14 protein-coding genes are annotated in these 18389 nt (G+C 64.8%); 2 read left to right on the top strand and 12 right to left on the bottom strand.

Annotated elements, in window-relative coordinates; genetic code table 11:
- Positions 1-209: 209 nt before the first annotated feature.
- The 8 genes from hutH to ACEW8N_RS16670 all read right to left on the bottom strand — a co-directional run bounded on the left by hutH (position 210) and on the right by ACEW8N_RS16670 (position 14053).
- Positions 210-1775: a histidine ammonia-lyase gene (hutH, locus tag ACEW8N_RS16705; protein ID WP_373500986.1), complete on the bottom strand. Its 1566-nt coding sequence runs from the start codon at positions 1773-1775 to the stop codon at positions 210-212.
- A 33-nt stretch (positions 1776-1808) separates the two neighbouring features.
- The gene (gene hutI, locus ACEW8N_RS16700) at positions 1809-3053 is read right to left on the bottom strand and encodes an imidazolonepropionase (RefSeq protein WP_373500985.1); all 1245 of its coding nucleotides are present in this window, start codon (positions 3051-3053) and stop codon (positions 1809-1811) included.
- A gap of 103 nt (positions 3054-3156) precedes the next feature.
- Positions 3157-5196, bottom strand: a complete 2040-nt coding sequence (locus ACEW8N_RS16695; RefSeq protein ID WP_373500984.1) for a urocanate hydratase — start codon at positions 5194-5196, stop codon at positions 3157-3159.
- A 206-nt stretch (positions 5197-5402) separates the two neighbouring features.
- Positions 5403-6455, bottom strand: coding sequence for a patatin-like phospholipase family protein (locus ACEW8N_RS16690; protein ID WP_373500983.1), 1053 nt, complete (start codon positions 6453-6455; stop codon positions 5403-5405).
- Positions 6456-6573: 118 nt separating this feature from the next.
- Positions 6574-10776 carry a hypothetical protein gene (locus tag ACEW8N_RS16685; RefSeq protein ID WP_373500982.1) on the bottom strand — a complete coding sequence of 1401 codons (4203 nt, stop codon included), beginning with the start codon at positions 10774-10776 and terminating at the stop codon, positions 6574-6576.
- Positions 10777-10787: 11 nt separating this feature from the next.
- On the bottom strand, positions 10788-10940 hold the full coding sequence (locus ACEW8N_RS16680) for a hypothetical protein (RefSeq protein ID WP_373500981.1): 153 nt from the start codon (positions 10938-10940) through the stop codon (positions 10788-10790).
- Positions 10924-12798, bottom strand: a complete 1875-nt coding sequence (locus tag ACEW8N_RS16675; RefSeq protein WP_373500980.1) for an alpha-amylase family glycosyl hydrolase — start codon at positions 12796-12798, stop codon at positions 10924-10926. The genes ACEW8N_RS16680 and ACEW8N_RS16675 overlap by 17 nt, the downstream gene beginning before the upstream one ends.
- Before the next feature lie 217 nt (positions 12799-13015).
- Positions 13016-14053 (bottom strand): GMP reductase, encoded by a 1038-nt coding sequence (locus ACEW8N_RS16670; protein ID WP_373500979.1) that lies wholly within the window; start codon positions 14051-14053, stop codon positions 13016-13018.
- A gap of 243 nt (positions 14054-14296) precedes the next feature.
- Between ACEW8N_RS16670 and ACEW8N_RS16665 the strand changes: the two genes are divergently transcribed.
- Both ACEW8N_RS16665 and ACEW8N_RS16660 read left to right on the top strand, forming a co-directional pair.
- On the top strand, positions 14297-14851 hold the full coding sequence (locus ACEW8N_RS16665) for a gamma carbonic anhydrase family protein (RefSeq protein WP_373500978.1): 555 nt from the start codon (positions 14297-14299) through the stop codon (positions 14849-14851).
- Positions 14844-15137, top strand: a complete 294-nt coding sequence (locus tag ACEW8N_RS16660; RefSeq protein WP_373500977.1) for a hypothetical protein — start codon at positions 14844-14846, stop codon at positions 15135-15137. Before ACEW8N_RS16665 ends, ACEW8N_RS16660 begins: the two co-directional genes overlap by 8 nt.
- Positions 15138-15251: 114 nt before the next feature.
- Here ACEW8N_RS16660 and ACEW8N_RS16655 read toward each other — a convergent pair whose 3' ends face one another.
- From ACEW8N_RS16655 to ACEW8N_RS16640, 4 genes are all read right to left on the bottom strand, one after another.
- The gene (locus ACEW8N_RS16655; RefSeq protein ID WP_373500976.1) at positions 15252-15440 is read right to left on the bottom strand and encodes an indolepyruvate ferredoxin oxidoreductase subunit alpha; all 189 of its coding nucleotides are present in this window, start codon (positions 15438-15440) and stop codon (positions 15252-15254) included.
- Between the two features lie 317 nt (positions 15441-15757).
- The gene (locus tag ACEW8N_RS16650; protein WP_373500975.1) at positions 15758-15943 is read right to left on the bottom strand and encodes an ATP-binding protein; all 186 of its coding nucleotides are present in this window, start codon (positions 15941-15943) and stop codon (positions 15758-15760) included.
- A 222-nt stretch (positions 15944-16165) separates the two neighbouring features.
- Entirely contained in the window at positions 16166-17785 is a 1620-nt protein-coding gene (locus tag ACEW8N_RS16645) for a radical SAM protein (RefSeq protein WP_373500974.1), read from the bottom strand.
- A gap of 34 nt (positions 17786-17819) precedes the next feature.
- Positions 17820-18356 (bottom strand): type I restriction enzyme HsdR N-terminal domain-containing protein, encoded by a 537-nt coding sequence (locus ACEW8N_RS16640; RefSeq protein ID WP_373500973.1) that lies wholly within the window; start codon positions 18354-18356, stop codon positions 17820-17822.
- Positions 18357-18389: the final 33 nt, after the last annotated feature.

Here is an 18389-nt window from a genome sequence, read left to right as displayed (position 1 = left end):
TGATTCTCAGCTCTGATCTGATGGACATATCCGGGTGAAACAGCGGCGCCTGCGAGGGGACTCCGGCGCCAAGGGATAGCCCGGTGCGGTAGACTGCTGTCTGCCTCTCAAAAAGGGCTCGGCTCACGCCGAGCCCTTTTTCCCTCGGTAAATCTCCGCGGGAAAATTCTGGGAATTTAACGAAAAAATCTACAGTCGGTCTCCGGCGGTCACGTCTTCCCCGCCCTCCGGGCATACCACTTGATCTCGCCCACGGCGTTCTCCACATCGCGCACGACCTCGCCCCGTCGAATAACGTCCCGCATGGTCTCGATGTCGATGTAGAGGTCCCGGTCCTCGGCCATGTAGGGCACGTGGCGGCGGATCGCCCGGTAGGCGGCCTGGGTCCCACGGCCGCCCGTCAAGGGCTGTTTCTTTTGGAGCAGGTCGTAGGCCTGGGCCGCGCAGAGCAGCTCGATGGCCACCACATTTTCGACGTTGTCCAGGATCTCCCGGGTCTGGCGCATGGCGATGCTTCCCATGCTGACGTGGTCCTCCTTGTTGGCCGAGGTGGGGATGGAGTCGACGCAGGCGGGATGGGCCAGGACCTTGTTCTCCGAGACCAGGGCCGCGGCCACGTACTGGCCGATCATGTAGCCGGAGTTGAGGCCGCCCCGCTCGGTCAGGAAGGCGGGGAGATCGCTCAACTGGGGGTTGACGAGCCGTTCGATCCTCCGCTCGGAGACGCTCCCCAGCTCGGCGAGGCCCATGGAGAGGTAGTCCGCGGCCATGGCCACGGGCTGGCCGTGGAAGTTGCCGCCCAGGCGCACTTCCTCGATGTCCGCGAAGATGAGGGGGTTGGTGGTGGTGGCGTTGATCTCGATGTCGATGACCCGTTTCGCGTGGGCCAGGGCGTCCTTGCTGGCGCCGTGGATCTGGGGCGAGCACCGCAGGGTGTAGGCGTCCTGGACCCGGGCGCACCCCTGGTGGGAGGCGATGATTCCGCTGTCGGCCGTGAGGCGGAGCATGTTGTCGGCCGTGAGGATCTGCCCGGGGTGGGGGCGCACCTGGTGGATGCGCGGGTCGAACTCGGAGCTGCTGCCCATGAGCACCTCGAGCGTCATGGCGCAGGCGATGTCCGAGAGTTTGGAGAGCCTTACGGCGTCGTGGACCACCAAAGCCCCCATGCCGGTCATGACCTGGGTGCCGTTGATGAGAGCGAGCCCCTCTCCGGCTTCGAGGATGATCGGCGGGAGACCGATGGCCGCGAGGGCCTCGGCGCCGGGCATGCGCCGCCCGTTGTACACCGCCTCGCCCCGGCCGATGAGCACCAGGCCCAGGTGGGCCGTGGGGGCCAGGTCCCCGCTGGCCCCCACCGACCCCTTTTCGGGGATGACCGGCGTCAGGCCCGCGTTGAGAAAGGCGATGAGGTACCGGAGCGTCTCCATCCGGCACCCGGAATAGCCCAGGGAGAGGTCGTGGACCCGGAGGGCCATGACGGCCCGCACCACCTCCTCGGGCAGGGGGTTGCCGACGCCCGCTGCGTGGCTCATGAGGATGTTCTCCTGGAGCTTGCGGGTCTCGGTGGAGGAGATGGTGACGTTGCACAGGGCCCCGAAGCCCGTCGTGATCCCGTAGATCACCTTTTTCTCCTTCACCCACCGGGCGATGAGCCGACTCGTCTTCTCAACCCGGGCCTCGCCGGCCGGGGAAAAGGCCGCCGTCGCGCGCTCCCGGGCCACGGCCACCAGGTCCTCGATGGTCAGGCCGTCTTTATCCAGGAAAATCTCAGGCATGGAACAGTCCTTTCTTGCAGCAGAAGAGGGAAATCAGAAGACCCGCGCACCCCGCTTGAACACGGCGGCCACCGGCGACACGCCGGCATGGTAGGCCAGGATGGTGGGGGAGTCCCCGTCCAGGAACAGGAAATCCGCCTGCTTGCCCGAATCCAGGCTCCCGACGGTTTTGGCCATACCCACGGCATAGGCCGCGTTGAGGGTGGCGGCCGTCAGGGCCTCCGCGGGGGTCATGGCCATGTTGATCACCGCAAGACCGATGACAAAGGGCATGGACTCGGTGTAGCTCGACCCCGGGTTGCAGTCGGTGGCCAGGGCCACGGGAAGGCCCGCGTCGATCATGTGGCGGGCCCGGGCATAGGGTTTTCTCAGGCTGTAGGCCGTGGCCGGCAGGAGGACGGCCGTCACCCCGCCCTCGGCCATTTGGAGGAGGTTGCCGTCGGAGGCCGCCAGGAGATGGTCGGCCGAGGCGGCCCCCATCGCCGCGGCCAGTCCTGCGCCCCCCAGGTCGTGGACCTCGTCGGCGTGGATCTTGACGCCCAGCCCCGCCTCCCGGGCGGCCGCGAGGATCCGCCGGCCCTGGTCGATGGAGAAGACGCCCTCTTCGCAGAAGACGTCGCAGTACCGGGCGATGCCCTGGTCCCGGACGGCCGGGATCATCTCGCCCACCACGAGGTCGACAAAGGCGTCGGCCCGGCCCCGGTACTCCTCGGGCACGGCGTGGGCCCCCAGGAAGGTGGGAACCACGTCCAGGGGCGTTTCGCGGCCCATGCGGTCGATGACCCGGAGCATCCGAAGCTCGGTTTCGGTGTCCAAGCCGTACCCGCTCTTGATCTCGAGGGTGGTGGTGCCCAGGCGCATGGCCGCAAGGACGTGGCGCTCGCTCGTCTCGAAGAGGTCGTCCTCGGACGCGGCCCGGACGGCCCGCACCGACGAGAGGATGCCGCCCCCCTGTTTGAGGATGTCGAGATAGGGGGTCCCGGCCATGCGCAGGTCGAACTCGGCTTCGCGCAGGGCGGCAAAGCACAGGTGGGTGTGGGGGTCGACGAAGCCGGGGATCACGGTGCGGCCCCGGCAGTCGACGACCTCGTCCAGCATCCCCATGTCTATCCGGCCCCGAACGGCGTCGGTCTCGCCCAGGTCGGCGATGAGGCCGTTTTCCACCACCAGGGCGCCCTGTTCAAGGATGCGGAGATTTCCCTGGTCTTTTCCGGCGGCGGGCGCCCCGGCGTCGACCGGCGTGAAGATGCGGGCGTTCTTGAAGAGTCGTGTGGTCATGCGTTTCCTCCAGGCCGCGGGAATCGCTCCGGTTGGAGCGAAGCGGGGCGGCCCCCGGCCGGATCGGCGGGATTTCCGTCCGGCCCGGGGCCGGGATGATGTTTTACGCGGGCTTCCGGGTTGCGGGGAAAAGCGGGCCCACCGCCGCGTTCACCAGGTCGTCGTCGGGCAGAAAGGGCAGGGTGATCTGGTCGCCGTCGGCATTCTCCCGGTTGTGGGCCGCGGCCACGTCCATGGCGTTGGGGTTGCGGGCCCAGCTCCTGCGGGCCACGCCGCCCATGACGTCCCAGGACATGGCCGACCGGATGATTGCGTCGACCCGTTCGCTGCCGTCCAGGACCAGGCCGAACCCGCCGTTGACGGCCTTGCCGATGCCGGTGCCCCCGCCGTTGTGCAGGGCCACGAGGGACATGCCCCGGGCCGCGTTCCCGGCGAAGCAGTGGACGGCCATGTCGGCGGTCACGTTGCTGCCGTCCCGGATGTTGGCCGTCTCCCGGAAGGGGGAGTCGGTGCCGCCGGGGTCGTGATGGTCCCGGCCCAGCATGATGGGCCCCACCTCCCCCGACCGCACCATGGCGTTGAACCGGAGGGCGATGGCCGTGCGGCCGGCGGCGTCCTGGTAGAGGATCCGGGCCTGGGTGCCCACCACCAGCCGGTGCTGTTCCGCGTCCCGGATCCAGACCCGGTTGTCCCGGTCGTAGGATCGGCGCTCGGGGTCGATGCAGGCCATGGCGGCCCGGTCGGTCCGGGCGAGGTCTTCAGGGCTGCCGGAGAGGCAGACCCACCGAAAGGGGCCGTAGCCGTAGTCGAAGATGGGCCCCATGATGTCCTCGAAGTAGGAGGGGAAGATGAAACCGTCCTTGGCGTCCCGGCCGTTTCTGGCGACCTCGGAGACGCCCGCGTCGAAGACCGCCTTGAGGAAGGCGTTGCCGTAGTCGAAGAAGTAAACCCCCCGCGCGGACAAAGTCCGGATGAGTTCGAAATGCCTGCGGAGGCTCTTGTCGACCATCTGGCGGAAAAGGAGCCTGTCCGACGTCAGGAGGCGGGTCCGCTCATCGAAGGTGATCCCCTGGGGGCAGTAGCCGCCGTCGTAGGCCACGTGGCAAGAGGTCTGGTCCGAGAGGAGGTCCACGCGGATGTTCTTGGCGACGATATACTCCAGAAGGTCCACCACGTTCCCGTGAAACGCGAGGGAGAGGGGCGTCTTATCACGGGCCGCCGCGGCCGCCTTGGTGAAGATCTCGTCCGGGTCCGGCGACATCCCGTCGACCCATCCCTGGTCCAGGCGGGTGCGGATCCGCGAACCGTCCACCTCGGCGATGACCGACACGGCGCCGGCGATGGCCGCGGCCTTGGGCTGGGCCCCGCTCATGCCCCCCAGGCCCGACGAGACGAAGAGCAGCCCCCCCAGGTCCTGGCCGGGACCAAGATGGCACATCTTCCGCCCGGCGTTGAGGAGGGTGTTGTAGGTGCCGTGGACGATGCCCTGGGGGCCGATGTACATCCACCCGCCGGCCGTCATCTGGCCGTAGGACGACACCCCCATCTGGGCCGCGACCTCCCAGTCGTCGGGGTTGTCGTAGAGGCCCACCATGAGGCCGTTGGTGATGATGACCCGGGGGGCGTCCGGCCCGGATTGGAAGAGCCCCAGGGGGTGCCCCGACTGCATGACCAGGGTCTGGGCGTCGGTGAGCGCCTCCAGGTAGCGCTTGATGAGGCGGTACTGCATCCAGTTCTGACACACGCTGCCGGTCTCGCCGTAGGTGACCAGCTCGTAGGGGTAGAGGGCCACGTCAACGTCGAGGTTGTTGTCGATCATGACCTGGAAGGCCTTCCCGGCCAGGCATCTGCCCCGGTACGCGTCCACCGGCATGGCCTTGATGGGCCCCTCGGGCCGGAACCGGTAGCCGTAGATCCGGCCCCGCTCCGTAAGCTCTTTCAGGAATTCGGGGATGAGGGCGGCGTGGTGGGCTTCGGGGATGTAGCGGAGGGCGTTCTTGAGGGCGGTCTCCGTTTGTGCCCGGGAGAGGCGGAACCCCCGGTCGGGCGCCCGCCGGACGCCCGGGGTAAAGGCCGGCATGGGCGGCAGGGCGCCGTCCGGCTGGATTCTCATGGCCTCGGAAATCTGAAGATTGGTCAACATGGCGATTCTCCCCCTGGTGGCTGTTCCTGACGGGAACCCGGGCGCCCTCCGGTGAATCTCAGCCCGGAGGAATGCTTCGGGAACGGCGGAGCTGTATATACATGACTGTCTCGTAAATCAGATCCGGCGGTCTTGTCAAGGGCGACCCGCAGGCCACGGGGGTCGAACCCGGTTCCGGAAAGGGTTGTGCTTCCGGGACGCCCGGATTACGCCGGCTTGCCTGCGCAGCCGTGGAGGATGGATCGCAGGTCGATGGAGGGTTCGCGGCCGATCCGGTCGAAATGGGCCGCAAGCCACCGCCCGGCGGCCCGGCGGCCCATATCGAACAGATGCTCCAGAAACACCTTTTCCGCGTTCATCTTGCTCGATGCGTCGAGGGGCGCGAACCCCTCGGGGTCGTGGATGACGTGGATCAGCATCTTGTGGTAGCGGTCCGGATCCAGCGCCCCCTTGTCCAGGAGGCGCCCCACGAACTCGATGGCCCGGAGTTCGGCCATCAGGCTCGCGTTGAAGGTGATCTCGTTGACGCGGTCCAGGATCTGCCGGGCGTCCGTCGGGGTTTTCCGGCAGGTGAGGGGATTGATCTGGACGATGACGATGTCCCGGGTCTCCGTGCGGTAGGCGAAGGGGAAGAGCACCGGGTTGCCGGCGTACCCGCCGTCCCAGTAGTCCTCCCCGTCGACGGTGACCGCCTGGAAGACCTGAGGCAGGCAGGCCGAGGCCATGACCATGTCGGCGGTGAGGCGCCGCCGGTCGAAGACCTTGACCTGTCCGTTCCGGACGCTGGTGGCGCTGATGAAGAGCTGCATCCGGTCGCAGCTCCGGACCCGCGCAAAATCGACCTGCTCGACCAGGAGATCCCTCAGGGGGTTTATCTTCAGCGGATTGAGCTGGTAGGGCGAGGCGAGACGGCTGGTGAAATCGAAAAAGAGGTAGCCGGGCGAGTCATCGATGTTCCATCCGCCCGTGAGTCTCTGGAAGGGCGTCCGCTGGATGGCGCTGAAAACGGCCGTCCGGCTCACCGCCGTCCAGAACCGCCGGAGCGCCGCCCGGGCCCCCTCCCGGCCTCCCGCCATGAGGCCGTCGGCCGCCACCACGGCGTTCATGGCCCCGGCACTCGTCCCGCTGATGGCGTCGATCTCGATCTTCCGGCTCTCCAGCAGATAATCCAAAACGCCCCAGGTAAAGGCGCCGTGGGCGCCGCCGCCCTGGAGAGCCAGGTTGACTTTTTTCGGGGTTTCGGGTTGGGATGATGGCATGGGGGCTCTCCTTTTCATCGATTGATTCTGTTGATGAACCTTTCATAACGCGTTTGTGCCGATGCAACGCCTTTTCCTTCCGTGAAGCATCATGCCGCCTGTTGCTCGGAAGCCGGGCTCAGGACCCCTGCTTTTCCGACTCGGGCTTCGCGTCTTTGCCCGGATCGGTCTCAGGGTCGCCCACATCGGTCTCTTTCTTGCCGATGAAGCCCAGCCAGCCCTCTTTCCTGCCGTCCTCCGGTGTCCGGGGCGGCCGGCGCTTCCAGAGGGCGGGCTGCGTGAAGCGTTGCCAGCCCCATTTCAGCGTTCCCACGAGCCAGAAGGAGACCCAGAGTGCCCAGGCGAGCATGGCGGCCCGGTAGGCGAACATGGGCACGGACACGACCCAGGCACGGGGAAGGGTCTCGTCGCTGACGTCCTGATACCATTTCAAGAGATCGCCGGTGGATCCGTTGCCGGTGATGTTCATGTCCGGGTGACCCAACAGGCCGCTGGAGATGGCGACAACTAGAGCGCCCACGGCGGCGATGGTCAACAGCGCCATGCCGATCTGCATGGCGTTGAACCTGCGGCCCTCGAGCGCGCCCCACTGCGGTCTGAAGCCCAGGGCGACCAGCCAGGCGGCGATGAGGATGCCGCCCGCCAGGCTGCTCATGGAGACGCCGATGCCCAGCAGAAACCACTGGTGCATCCTGAGCGGCGTCCATCGGGTCTTCGAGAGCCCAACGGCGGCGACGGCGATCAGGAGGATGACCGACCAGAAGAGAACCGCCGGGCCGGCCAGGGGCTCTCCTCCGACGAAGAGGGGCCAGCGGTTCCGCGGCAGGTGGATGTCGATGCCGGCGTTGACGCTCGGGGCCCCGAGGCCGACATCGGCGTTCCCGTACCGCACGGCCATCCCCCGGGGTTCGATCCAGTTGAGCGCCACGGCCTGGTCCCCCGGGACGATGGGGATCGTTACCCGGCGGCCTTCCTGCCGGATCGGCTGGATCTTCCCCTGGATGGAGACCTCCTGCAGTTCGGCGCCATCGGGCAGGGAAAGGGTATGCTGCCCGCCCTGGCTGCTCTTGATGGAAAGCCGCAGGTCTGAGGCGGTGGTTTTCCGCCCCGGGCGCAGCGCAAGAAGGCTCTCTTCAATGGTCAAGGTTTGCCCTTTGACGCCGGCGGGCCGCGTCACCGTCAGGGTGACCGCCTCCCCCGGCCAGGGATGCCAGGTGGGGTACCACCGGGTCCCGGCCTGATGAAGGATCACCGGGATGCCCTCGGTCTCCATGTGGAATATGGGGCTGACATCCACCCGCCAGACCTCGGTCCAGGCGTCTGTTTCGGGGTGGACCAGCCGGATGGCGTCGGCGGGCGCCAGAAAGGATTCCCAGCCCAGGTGGGTCTGATCGGCGCCCAGGCTGATTTTGGCAATGTTTTCCACCACCCGGACGCCATCCGTGGTAACGGATTCCCCCGGCAGCAGCGGGATGTCCAGCACCACCCCCGAGCCGGGCGGGCTCAAGCGGGTCACGGTGGTGTGAACCTTCCAGACGAGGCCCAGGAGAAGGTTTCGCTCCACCCGGGCAAAGGGCGGGAGAATGCCGGTTTCGAGGATTTCGGCCTGCCCGGGCGCCTGGTCCGCCACCCGCTTGAACTGGAGCTGGGCGTCGATGGACCCGTCGGGGTGCAGCCCCTCGACGGTCCAGCCCTCCGCCGCCACCTCGACCCGGTGCGGCTTCAGGGGAAACGGGAGTTGCAGAAGATTCTGTTTCCGAACGGCCCCGGCGAGCCGGAGGGTGTGCCTGCCCGCGGGAACCAGCACCCACAAGCCGTCGTCCTTCCGCAGAAGGCCCCCGGCGGGCGCTCCGTCGATGGCCGCCTCCCGGGGCATCCACTGCTCGACACGGCTCGGCACGGGAATGGCGGCGTCGATCTGCGATTCGACGGATGCCTCCAATGAAAGCCGGTCCGGGGTGATGGTGATGCGGACTTCCGGGATGTTCGAACATGCGGGGAAGCAGTCATCTTTTTCCAGCAGCCTTTCCTGAAGCGCTTCAAGAAGCTGGGGCGAGGGAATCTCAGCGCCCTGCGTCCAGCCCGGACTCGGCAAAAACAGAAGCACGGCCCAAATGCACAGGAGGGATGCCGCGCCGCCGAAATGAAGCCCGCCTTTCGTCCGGAACGCAACCCCCCACATGCCCAGGGCCAGGATAAGGATCAGGAACACCCGCACAAACGCCAGCACGAGGTTGGCCCCGGGCCCCAGGAGGGAGAACGAGACCGTCTGATCCCGGGTCACCGGACCGGACCAGCTGAAATGGATGGTCTCGAAAGGGCGCCATCTGGGCATCCCCGGCCCGGTCTGGGTCAGGGCATCGGGGTCGTACTGCCGGACCTTCGGCGGCTCGAATTCAGCGGCGTCTCCGCCGGAGATCTGCGACTCCAGGAGCGCACGCGCACCTTTGCCCACCGCCTTGCGGCGCACCGCGTCCGGTAAGGCTTCCATGGTCTCGGGGGCCAGGCTCGGTTCCATGTCCGCCTGCGGCCTTGCAGGCTGTCCCGTGGGATATTCCGTCATGGTCTCCCATGGCTGTTCCATCTGCGGATAGATGCCGATGCGGAGGGCGTGGATTGCGTATGGGATCGCGATGACGACCAGGGCGAGCGCCGCGGCGGCGTGGCAGGCCTTGACCATCTTCCGGAATTTCCCCTCGGGCAGGTGTTTGCGCAGGGCGAAGCCCACCAGCAGGGCCGGCCAGACGTACCGGGGGGCGCCCGGCTCATGATAGGTCAGGACCAGCGTCAGGAGCGCGATGCCGGCCAGGGGTGTTGAATAAAGCTTGGCGAGCGCCACGGTAAAGATGAGCACCACGAAAAAGTCAAGCAGGGTCCAGCGCTTCACCCATGTCCTGGAGATGTTGTCCATGCCCGAGGCATGTAACAGCTTCCAGCCCGGCGGCAGGAGGAGGCGCCCCCGGACCTCTTGAAAATCGTGGTCCCAGCCGGTTGCCGCAAGGGATCCCACAGGCCCCTGGTAGACGCTGTCGGCCGTCAGGTTGAGGAGCCCGTTGCGGAGCTCGACGCCGGCTTTATCCGAATCCCTTTGCCGGGTGATGAGCTGCTCGCTGCCGTCCACGGCAACCCTGCCGAGGGTGATGGCCGGGTCCATCTCCAGGCGCCAGCGGGTGTTCTTTTTACCCGTGATCTGATCCTGGAGGGTGTAGCCGGAACCATCGAACCGCAGCCAGATGTTGCGGTTCAGCGTCAACTGGTCCGGCGCCGGTGCCGGGTCGCCCCGCTGGATTTGCTTCAACCGCAGGGTCTTGCCGGGGCCCATGTGATAGGCCGGATACGCTTTCCAGTCGTCCGGCATCGAGGTCTGAAGCGGATCGACGGAGGGAGCGCCCTCGATCTCCACGAGCCTCAGCTCGGGCCGTGCGTGAAAGGACCAGATCTCCTGTCCGGGCCAGAAGCCGTCGTCAGGCCGATGAAACGGGAGTTCCTGCAGCGGGCCCCGGTGCCGCAGCGTCAGCCGCACGGCGTACCGTCCGGGCCGGAGTTGGACGCGCATGCGGGCGTCCGGGTCGAGTCTGGCCGGGAGGGGGCTTTCCAGCGACAGGGGGGTGAATTTTTCCGGGGGATAGAGGGGGCCCAGCATGAGTTCCCGCGGCGAGCCGGCCACGTCGAGGGTGACATGGAGGAGCGCACGGGCGGGGATGGCATCGTCGATGAGCCGGAAGCTTTCGATGCTCAACCGGTCTTCGATTTTTTCCTCGGCCTTTGCGCCTTTCAGCCAGAGCCGGCCGGCGGCATCGAGATTCGGGAACGCCGTCGGTTCATGGTTGACCCGCAGCGAGACGATGCCGGCGCCGGCGGGGACCTGAAGATGCTCGGGCAGGCGGGTCCAGGCGAACCGCCCGGTGATCCCATGGATTCCCGGCTCAAGATGCACCGTCGGGGCTCCCTCCTTCTGAAGAACCACCCGGGCCTCGCCGTCCACCGCAACCTCCAGGGGCCAATGGCGGATGCTACCCGGCAGTACCACCCAACTGTCGCGGTGAACAAGCCAGGTCTGCCGGAACGTCCCGCCGCGGTCCGTCAGATCCAGCTCGATATTCGACGGCCAGGCGCACTGGTAGGTATCGGGGTCGTTGTACAGCGGCGCACACATCTTCTGGGTCTCCTTACCGTGGAGCACCCAGTCGACCCAGGGCTGAAGCACCTCCGGGACATAGGTTGTCCGCTTTGCTGCAGCGGGCGCCGCAAGGCAAAGCATGGTGATGAAAATCAACAGGCATCTGGATGGGAGATCAAAACAACGCTTCGGGATTCTCACGATAGTCCTCCTCACGCCATGATCGTCATGCGTTCGAACAGCTCCCGGTCGATCTCCTGGATCAGCGGGAGCAGTTCCAGATCCGTCCGGCAGTTATCAGGAATGGCGGAAAGGCCCGGGAAATTTCCGATGATGACGCTCCGCCGGCTATTCCTCCGCGTCAATGGTCCAGATGCGCCCGTAATTGCCGGGGACGTTCAGCCACACCACCTGCTTCTGCTCGATATCCGCCAGGTTGTCCTCGCCGTGGAGTTCCTCGGTGTAGTCGCCCGCGAAAGGAAAGCTGAAGGAGACCCGCTGGTCCTGGTCCCCGAAATTGAGGGCGACCAGGCTGAAGTGTTCCTCCCAGCACCGTGCGAAGAGCAGCACCCCCTTGCTCTGGTAGCGGTTGAAGTGGTTGTAGAAGTAGTGTTCCCCGCGGCGCATCTGGATGCGGTTTTGCCGGATTCGGATCAGCTTCCGCACCAGGGCGATCATGCTTTTGCCGATGGGATCATAGAAATAGTCCCACCGGACCGGCCGGAACATGAGGACCCGGCCCCAGCCGTGCTCGGGAACCGCGTAGTTCTCCGCGAATTCCTGGCCCTGCCAGAGCATGGGGATGCCCTTGGCCGTCATCAGGCCGATGAGGTAGGGCTGGGTCTTGTACCAGAGGCGCCGGTCGCCCTCGTTGAGGAGATCGTTCCGGTCGCGGAGAACGGTGCCGAAGTTGCAGACGAACCGGGAGTGGTCGTGATTCTCGATATACTGGAGGGCCGATTTGGACAGGCGATCCCCGCCCGCCGTCGCCTCGGCCGGATACTGGAAAAGCCCCAGCCGGAGCCCCAGAGCCACGAGGTCGGCCGGGTTTCCGCCGGCCACCTGCTTTGCCGCGTCGAGGGTCTCGTTCTGCCAGGTGCAGGTGGTGTAGGACTTCTCGAGGATTTCCCGGGGGGCCTCAAGCTGCTCGGCGCACTGGATCAGGCGGATGCCGTTGTCGCCGGCAAATCGCCCCCAGTGGCCGCCGGCTGCCGTGTTTGACTGGACGTGGCGATAGGTGTGAAAGACCAGGGCGGCATACCCCTCTCCCATGGGGCCGTCCCAGTAATTGGGCACGCAGTCGTACCGGAAGCCGTCGACATGATAGCAGTCGAGCCAGTGATGATTGACCGTAAAAAAGAAGTTCCGGGTCAGTGCCCGCCTAAAGTCGGTGCTTTCGCCGAAATAATCCTTGGTGAAGGCGCCCATGAAGGGGTTTTCCGAATAGGCGATCTGCCGGTAGAGGTAGCTGTAGGGAAAGCTGTCGCTGGTGTGGCCGTACACGGCGTCGAGGATGACCGCGATTCCCCGCTGGTGGGCCGCGTCGATAAGCCGCTGCAGGTCTTTCCGGTTCCCGAAGCGCTCGTCCACCCCGAAATAGCCGATGGGGAGGAAGCCCCAGTCCACCGTGTTGGCCACGTTGGACACGGGCATCACCTCGATGCAGTTGACGCCCAGGTCCGCCAGGTAGTCGAGCCGCGCGATGGTCCGGTTTATATCCCCGCCGAATTCGCTGATCATCAGTTCATACAGGATGAGATCCGCGAGGGCCGGCACCTTCCAGGCCGCCTCGGCGCCGCTCCACTGGTGCGGCACATAGCCCATGGTGACGGCTGAAAGTTTCCCGACCCCGAATTCCCGGGCAAAGGGATCGATGATCCAGTCGACGGCCCCGGGGGTGCCTGGGTTTTCGAGGACGTACCGGTAGACATACCTGCCCGCTTCCCCCCACATGGATTTCGGGTGAGGTTTGGGGTGGGCGGCGATATCGATCTCGGTCGACCAGAAATCGCCGTGCTCCGGGTCCTCGGCATGGACGAGTTCAAACATCTCCGGCGGGATGTCCTGGAGGAACTGGTCGTGCTCGTGGATCACCTTGACCCACACCCGGTTGCCGAACGCCGCGGACACCCACGGCAGGAATACACCGAAGTTGAGAACACCGGGAGAAACCTCCCGGGCTCCCAGCCGCTGAAGCGGCAAGAGCCTCATCTGTTCCGTCATCTCTGTGACCTCTCGTGTTGGGCAGGCCGTGATGGGTGAATCACGGGCGTTTGGGGAGAGCGGCAGCAGGCGTATACGAGCAATGAATCCCGGGGGGCGCCGGAGGAGATTCAGGGAGCAATCCTGGTTGAGGCCTGCGTAATGGATTAAGAATAAGCGCCGCCGTCGATATTTGCAAGATAAGCCGCGGCTCTTTCCCCCTTCCGGGAGGCGCTTTTTATCGGAACGTCCTGTTCTCCTGCTCCGCCGTGCGGATGAAGGTGGTCCGTTTGGCCAATTCCTTGAGCTTGGCGGCGCCCACGTAGGTGCAGGTGGAGCGGATGCCTCCCAGGATGTCCTGGACCGTGCTCTCAACCCCCCCCCGGTAGGGAACGATGACGGTCTTGCCTTCGGAGGCCCGGTATTCCGCCACCCCGCCGCTGTATTTTTCCATGGCGGTGCTCGAACTCATCCCGTAAAACTCGACGCACCGATCGCCGTTGATGTCCATCACCTCTCCGCCGCACTCGTCATGGCCGGCGAACATGCCGCCCAGCATGACGAAGTCCGCGCCTGCGCCGAAAGCCTTGGCCACGTCGCCGGGGCAGGTGCATCCGCCGTCGGCGATGATGAGCCCCTTGAGGCCGTGGGCCGCGTCGGCGCACTCGATGATGGCCGACAACTGGGGATAGCCGACCCCCGTCTTGACCCGGGTGGTGCAGACCGATCCCGGGCCGATGCCCACCTTGATCATGTCGGCCCCGGCCAGGACAAGCTCTTCGACCATCTCCCCGGTGACCACGTTTCCCGCGGCGATGACCTTGTCCGGGAAGGTCTGGCGCGCCTTCTTGACGAAATCCACGAAATATTCCGTGTAGCCGTTGGCCACGTCGATGCAGATGAATTCGATCCCGGGATGGCAGCGGAGGATCTCCTTCAGCTTCGAAAAGTCCTCGTCCGACGTGCCGCTGCTCACCATGATGTGATTGAAGATGGCCGCTTTCCTGTTTTCGAGGAAGCGGCTCCACTCGTCCATGGTGTAGTGCTTGTGGACGGCCGTCAGCAGACCGTACCGGGACAGTTCCTCGGCCATGGCAAAGGTGCCCACCGTGTCCATGTTGGCGGCGATGACCGGAGTGCCGGTCCAGGTTTTCTGAGCGTGGCGGAACAGATAGGTTCGGTTCAGGTCGACCATCGCCCGGCTCTTGAGGGTGGACCGCTTGGGGCGGATCATGACGTCCTTGAATCCTAGTTTCACTTCATATTCGATGCGCATGGGTCAGTTCCTTTTTTGCGAGGCGTCAACGCCTCAACCTATATAAGGAATGCCGCCGCTAATGCAACAGCGTTTTTCGCCGGCCGGTGCCTGCGGCCGGAAAGCCCGGAGCGGGTTTGACAAGGCTGTGCCGGTTTGGCCCCCCAGTTTGGCATTGACATCCGCCGGCATATTGGCGAACATGCACGGCGGTTCCGGGGATACGGGGACGGAACACCGGAAACACGATCGACAGGAGAAGAAATGATCATAGAATACAAGGGCAAGCGGCCCAAAATCGGCAAGGGCGTGTTCATCGCGCCGACCGCTGTGGTGATCGGAGACGTCGAAATCGGCGACGGATCGAGCGTCTGGTTCAATACGGTCATCCGTGGGGATTCGGACGCCATCCGGATCGGCAGGAACACGAATATCCAAGACAACTGCACGATCCACATCGACGATGGAAAACCCGCCGTCATCGGCGACAACGTGACGGTGGGCCACAACGCCGTGCTGCACGGCTGCACCATCGAGGACAATTGCCTCATCGGCATCCATTCGACGGTTCTGAACGGGGCCGCCATCAAACGGGGGTCCATTGTCGCATCCAATGCCCTGGTCATGGAGGGAAAGACGGTGGGGCCGTTTCATCTGGTGGCCGGCGTGCCGGCCACGCTGAAAAAGGAACTGCCCGAAACGATCCTTGAGGTCCTCAAGGAACCCGCGGACATCTATGTGGAAAAGGCCCGCAGCTTTCAAGCGGCCAAAGTGATCGAGGAACAGGCTTTCAGAAAAAAGGACACGGAAGATGCATGAACTGATCAATGAACATGGTTGGGTGTGGGTGTTCGTTCAGGATCCCGGCAGGGATGAACGGTATGTCGGCCAGCACTATGCCGAAGAGGATATCTCGTTTATACCGGCATTCGTCGACAAGGAGGAGGCCCTCAAGTGCCATGGCCGCATGGTGCTTGAAAAGAACACAAAATACGAGGCCCAGGCCGTCCACTACGAAGACCTGATCAAGGAGGCCGCCAAGAACGGCTTCGTGGTGTTTCTGCTGAACGGAAACGGGGAGATCCTGGACAAGATCATGCCCTGAACCCCCTACCGCTCACAGGCGCCCGGAAAGCGGCGCCGCCGATGCTGCAAGCCGGCGGCGCCGCTCGGATCATGCGCCTGAGACGGGCCCGGCGCCCTGGCCGGGCCTTGGGGCTTAACTCTCTTCCACGGTGATGGCGTCCACCTCGCAGACCTCGACGCAGCTCTCGCAGCCGATGCATTCATCCGCGTTCACGGGGACCGATTTGTCGTTCTGCATCTCGAAGACCTCCACGGGACAGACATCCACGCATTCTTCACAGCCGACGCATTTGTTTTCATCTACGGTGGGGGTAAAGGCCATTTTACTTCCTTTCGAGCCGGATCCGAGGGTTCATGGCGGATCCTGTTGGTAACGCATTCGTCATACACCCGGGGGCATGCCGCACCCGGTTTGTTAGAGTCGTTTTCGTGCGGCGATCCTTGCTCCGGACGATGATGGGGAGAATCATATCCTCGGAAACAGGGTTTGGAATCAGGCGGTGAAGCCGGGAGAGGGGATCGTATGGAAAAACGGTCTGCCATTGCGGGAAAAGCAAATTCAGGGATCGATCGTACCGGCCTCCCCACGGCTGAGATCAGACGTCGGGGAGGCCGGTCGTTTGCTATAAAAAGCTGTCCTTAGTCTTCCACCAGCTCGATGGCGTCCGCTTCACATACCTCGACGCAGCTTTCGCAGTCGACGCATTCGTCCGGATTAACCACTTTTGCCTTATCATTCTGCATCTCCAAGACGTCCTGCGGACAGTTGTCTACGCATTCTGAACAACCAACACATTTTTCTTCGTCAACAACAGGGTAGCCCATTCTTGTATCTCCTTTTAGGGTTGATTAACGATCCGAGTTTTTTATATTCATCGGAACTTATTGGATTTTTCATAACGACAGCCCGCCCGTCACCAAGCCGCGAGGTGCTGATGAGGCCGACGAAAGTGCCATATACCAATTGGTTGAACGAGTCAACCCTTCATCAACTATTTTCACCGGCCCCCCGAGGGATATGGCGTTAACTATTTATATGAATTGTATTTAATCGGTATCGCCGAAGATGCTTTTCAGGGCGTCCCGGAAGGGGCGCGTGAGCGCCATGGAAACGTGGTGCTCGTAAATCTCGCCCCGGGGGGTCATGCCGCGGACGCGGCCGTCGTGGCGGAAGGCGGCTATCAGCCGGGCTCCGACGGCAAACCTGTCGGCGTCAGGCGCGATATGCGATTCCCCCAGGAGCGCCGGCGGCGGGAGGGGCTGTCCCCGGCGCGCGAGGGCCTGGATGAAGCCGGTGATTCTGGCCAGGCGAAGCAGGGTGGCCGACTCCAGGCGGGTGGTCTCGTGGGAGATGGGGAGGGCTGCGGACCGCATGAGGGAAAAACGCTCAGGGAGCATCCCGTTTTTTTCCAGCATGGCGTAGTCGGCGCTGCCGGGAGCCGGGTAATAGACGGATAGGCCGGCGAGGACGCCCTGCCGGGCCAGATAGAGCAGATCTTCGAGGGAGCCCATGGCCGCCTGGCCGGGCGCCCCAGCGATGACATAGCAGACGACCTCGAGGCCGTGCTTCCGGGCCGTCCGGATGGCCGCTTCCGTTGCCTTCCGGACGTCCGGGCGCCGGAACCGCCTGAGCTGCCCGGGGTCGGTCGTCCCCAGGGAGAGGTTCAGCGCCCGGAACCCCGCCGCTTTCATGGCGCAGATCACCGTTTCATCCAGGGATGGGGCAAAGAGGCCGTTCATGGCCCGGAGCTCCAGGTCCAGCCCGTGGAACCGCCGGGCGATCTCATGGAGGATCCGCAGAAACCCCCGGCGGTCGAGGGAGAGGTTTTCGTCTTCGAAGTCGATGAACCTGGCCCCGTATTCCGTGACGAGGATATCGATCTCCTGGAGGATCCGCTCCCCGGACCTCACGCGATACCGGACCGTGCCGCCCCCGACGGCGCAGTAGGTGCATCTCATGGGGCACCCGCGGCTGGTCAGGACCACGGCGCTCCCTTTTTTGTTCCGGCGGTAGAAGGCATGCCGGATCAGGTGGTGGGCCGGAAGGGGGTGGCCGTCGAGATCGTCCAACTCGGCGGGGGGATTTATGGCGAGGGTCCCGTCCGGGGTCCGGAAGACGATGCCGGGGACCTCCGAGACGGCCCGCCCGTCCCGGAGCGCGCCGGCCAGGAGGGCCATGGCCGCCTCCCCCTCGCCGCGGATCACGAAATCGACCGCATCCTCGGCCATGACCGCCTCGGGAAGGGCCGTGGGGTGGTGGCCGCCCATGACGATCCGGCACCCGGGGTGAAAGGCCCTGACGGCGCGGGCTGCGGCTAAGGCCTCGTCGCTGTAAGCGGTGAAGAGGGAGGAGATGCCCACCAGAAAGGCGCCGGAATCCCTGGCCGCTTTTCCGATGTGCTCGAAGCTGTAGCCGAAATGCCTGAAGGCATGAAAGAGGCCGAAGGGCGAGACATCGGGTCTGCCGTAAAAGGCCTTGAGGTAGTCCATCTCGGGGGGCGGCGCGATCACGCGGGATTTGTCCACCGCAAGGCCGTCCAGGATCCCGACGCTGAAGCCGTTTTCGATCAGTTCGGAGGCGATGCAGGCCAGGCCGTAAGGGAGGGTCCGCTTTTCCGTGAGATAGAAATCCCGGACCGGGGGTTGGATCAGCAGGATGTCGGGCATGGACCGTCGGTTATCGGCGGGCGCGGGCGGTCCGTCATCCGACAGCGGCGCGGTTGACGTTCATGGCGTCATAGGACCGGAAGATGAGGCCCTCCCGGTGGCGGCGTTCGTCGGGAAAGGGTTCGAGAGGCATCCCCGCCATGCGCTCCAGGGCGTCGTCTCTGGAGGGGATGGCATCCAGCCCCTCTGCGGTCGTTTTGCCGGAGACGGTATCGATCACGAGGGCGGTCTTTCCGTCCGAGACCACGGCCCAGGGGACCTGGTAGGGGGCCAGGAGCCTTGCCGCGGCGACGATCTCCCGCTCCCGGGAGCCCAGGGAGCCCGGGGCGCACTTGATGCACATGAAGATCCCCCCGGCCGCGCGGACCGTGAGGTCGATCCTGGAGCGGTAGACCTCGCCGGCGATCTCCAGTTCGATGGGGGCGTCCACCGCGATATCGTCCCTGGCGTATCCCTTCTCTTCGACCAGGAACCGCTCGACCGCCTGGCGGTTCTCCTCCGCCCCGATGTTCGGGACGGATCTGCCGGTGATGAAATCGACAATGAATTCCGTATCGGGGGGGGTTTTCATGGCGCATTCCTCCAAAGGTTCAGGCAAGAGGAC

Source organism: Desulfococcus sp. (genome assembly GCF_041737845.1).
Classification (GTDB): Bacteria; Desulfobacterota; Desulfobacteria; order Desulfobacterales; family Desulfococcaceae; genus Desulfococcus.
Note: the sequence above shows the minus strand (reverse complement) of the source record. Positions and strands in the feature narration are given on the sequence as shown.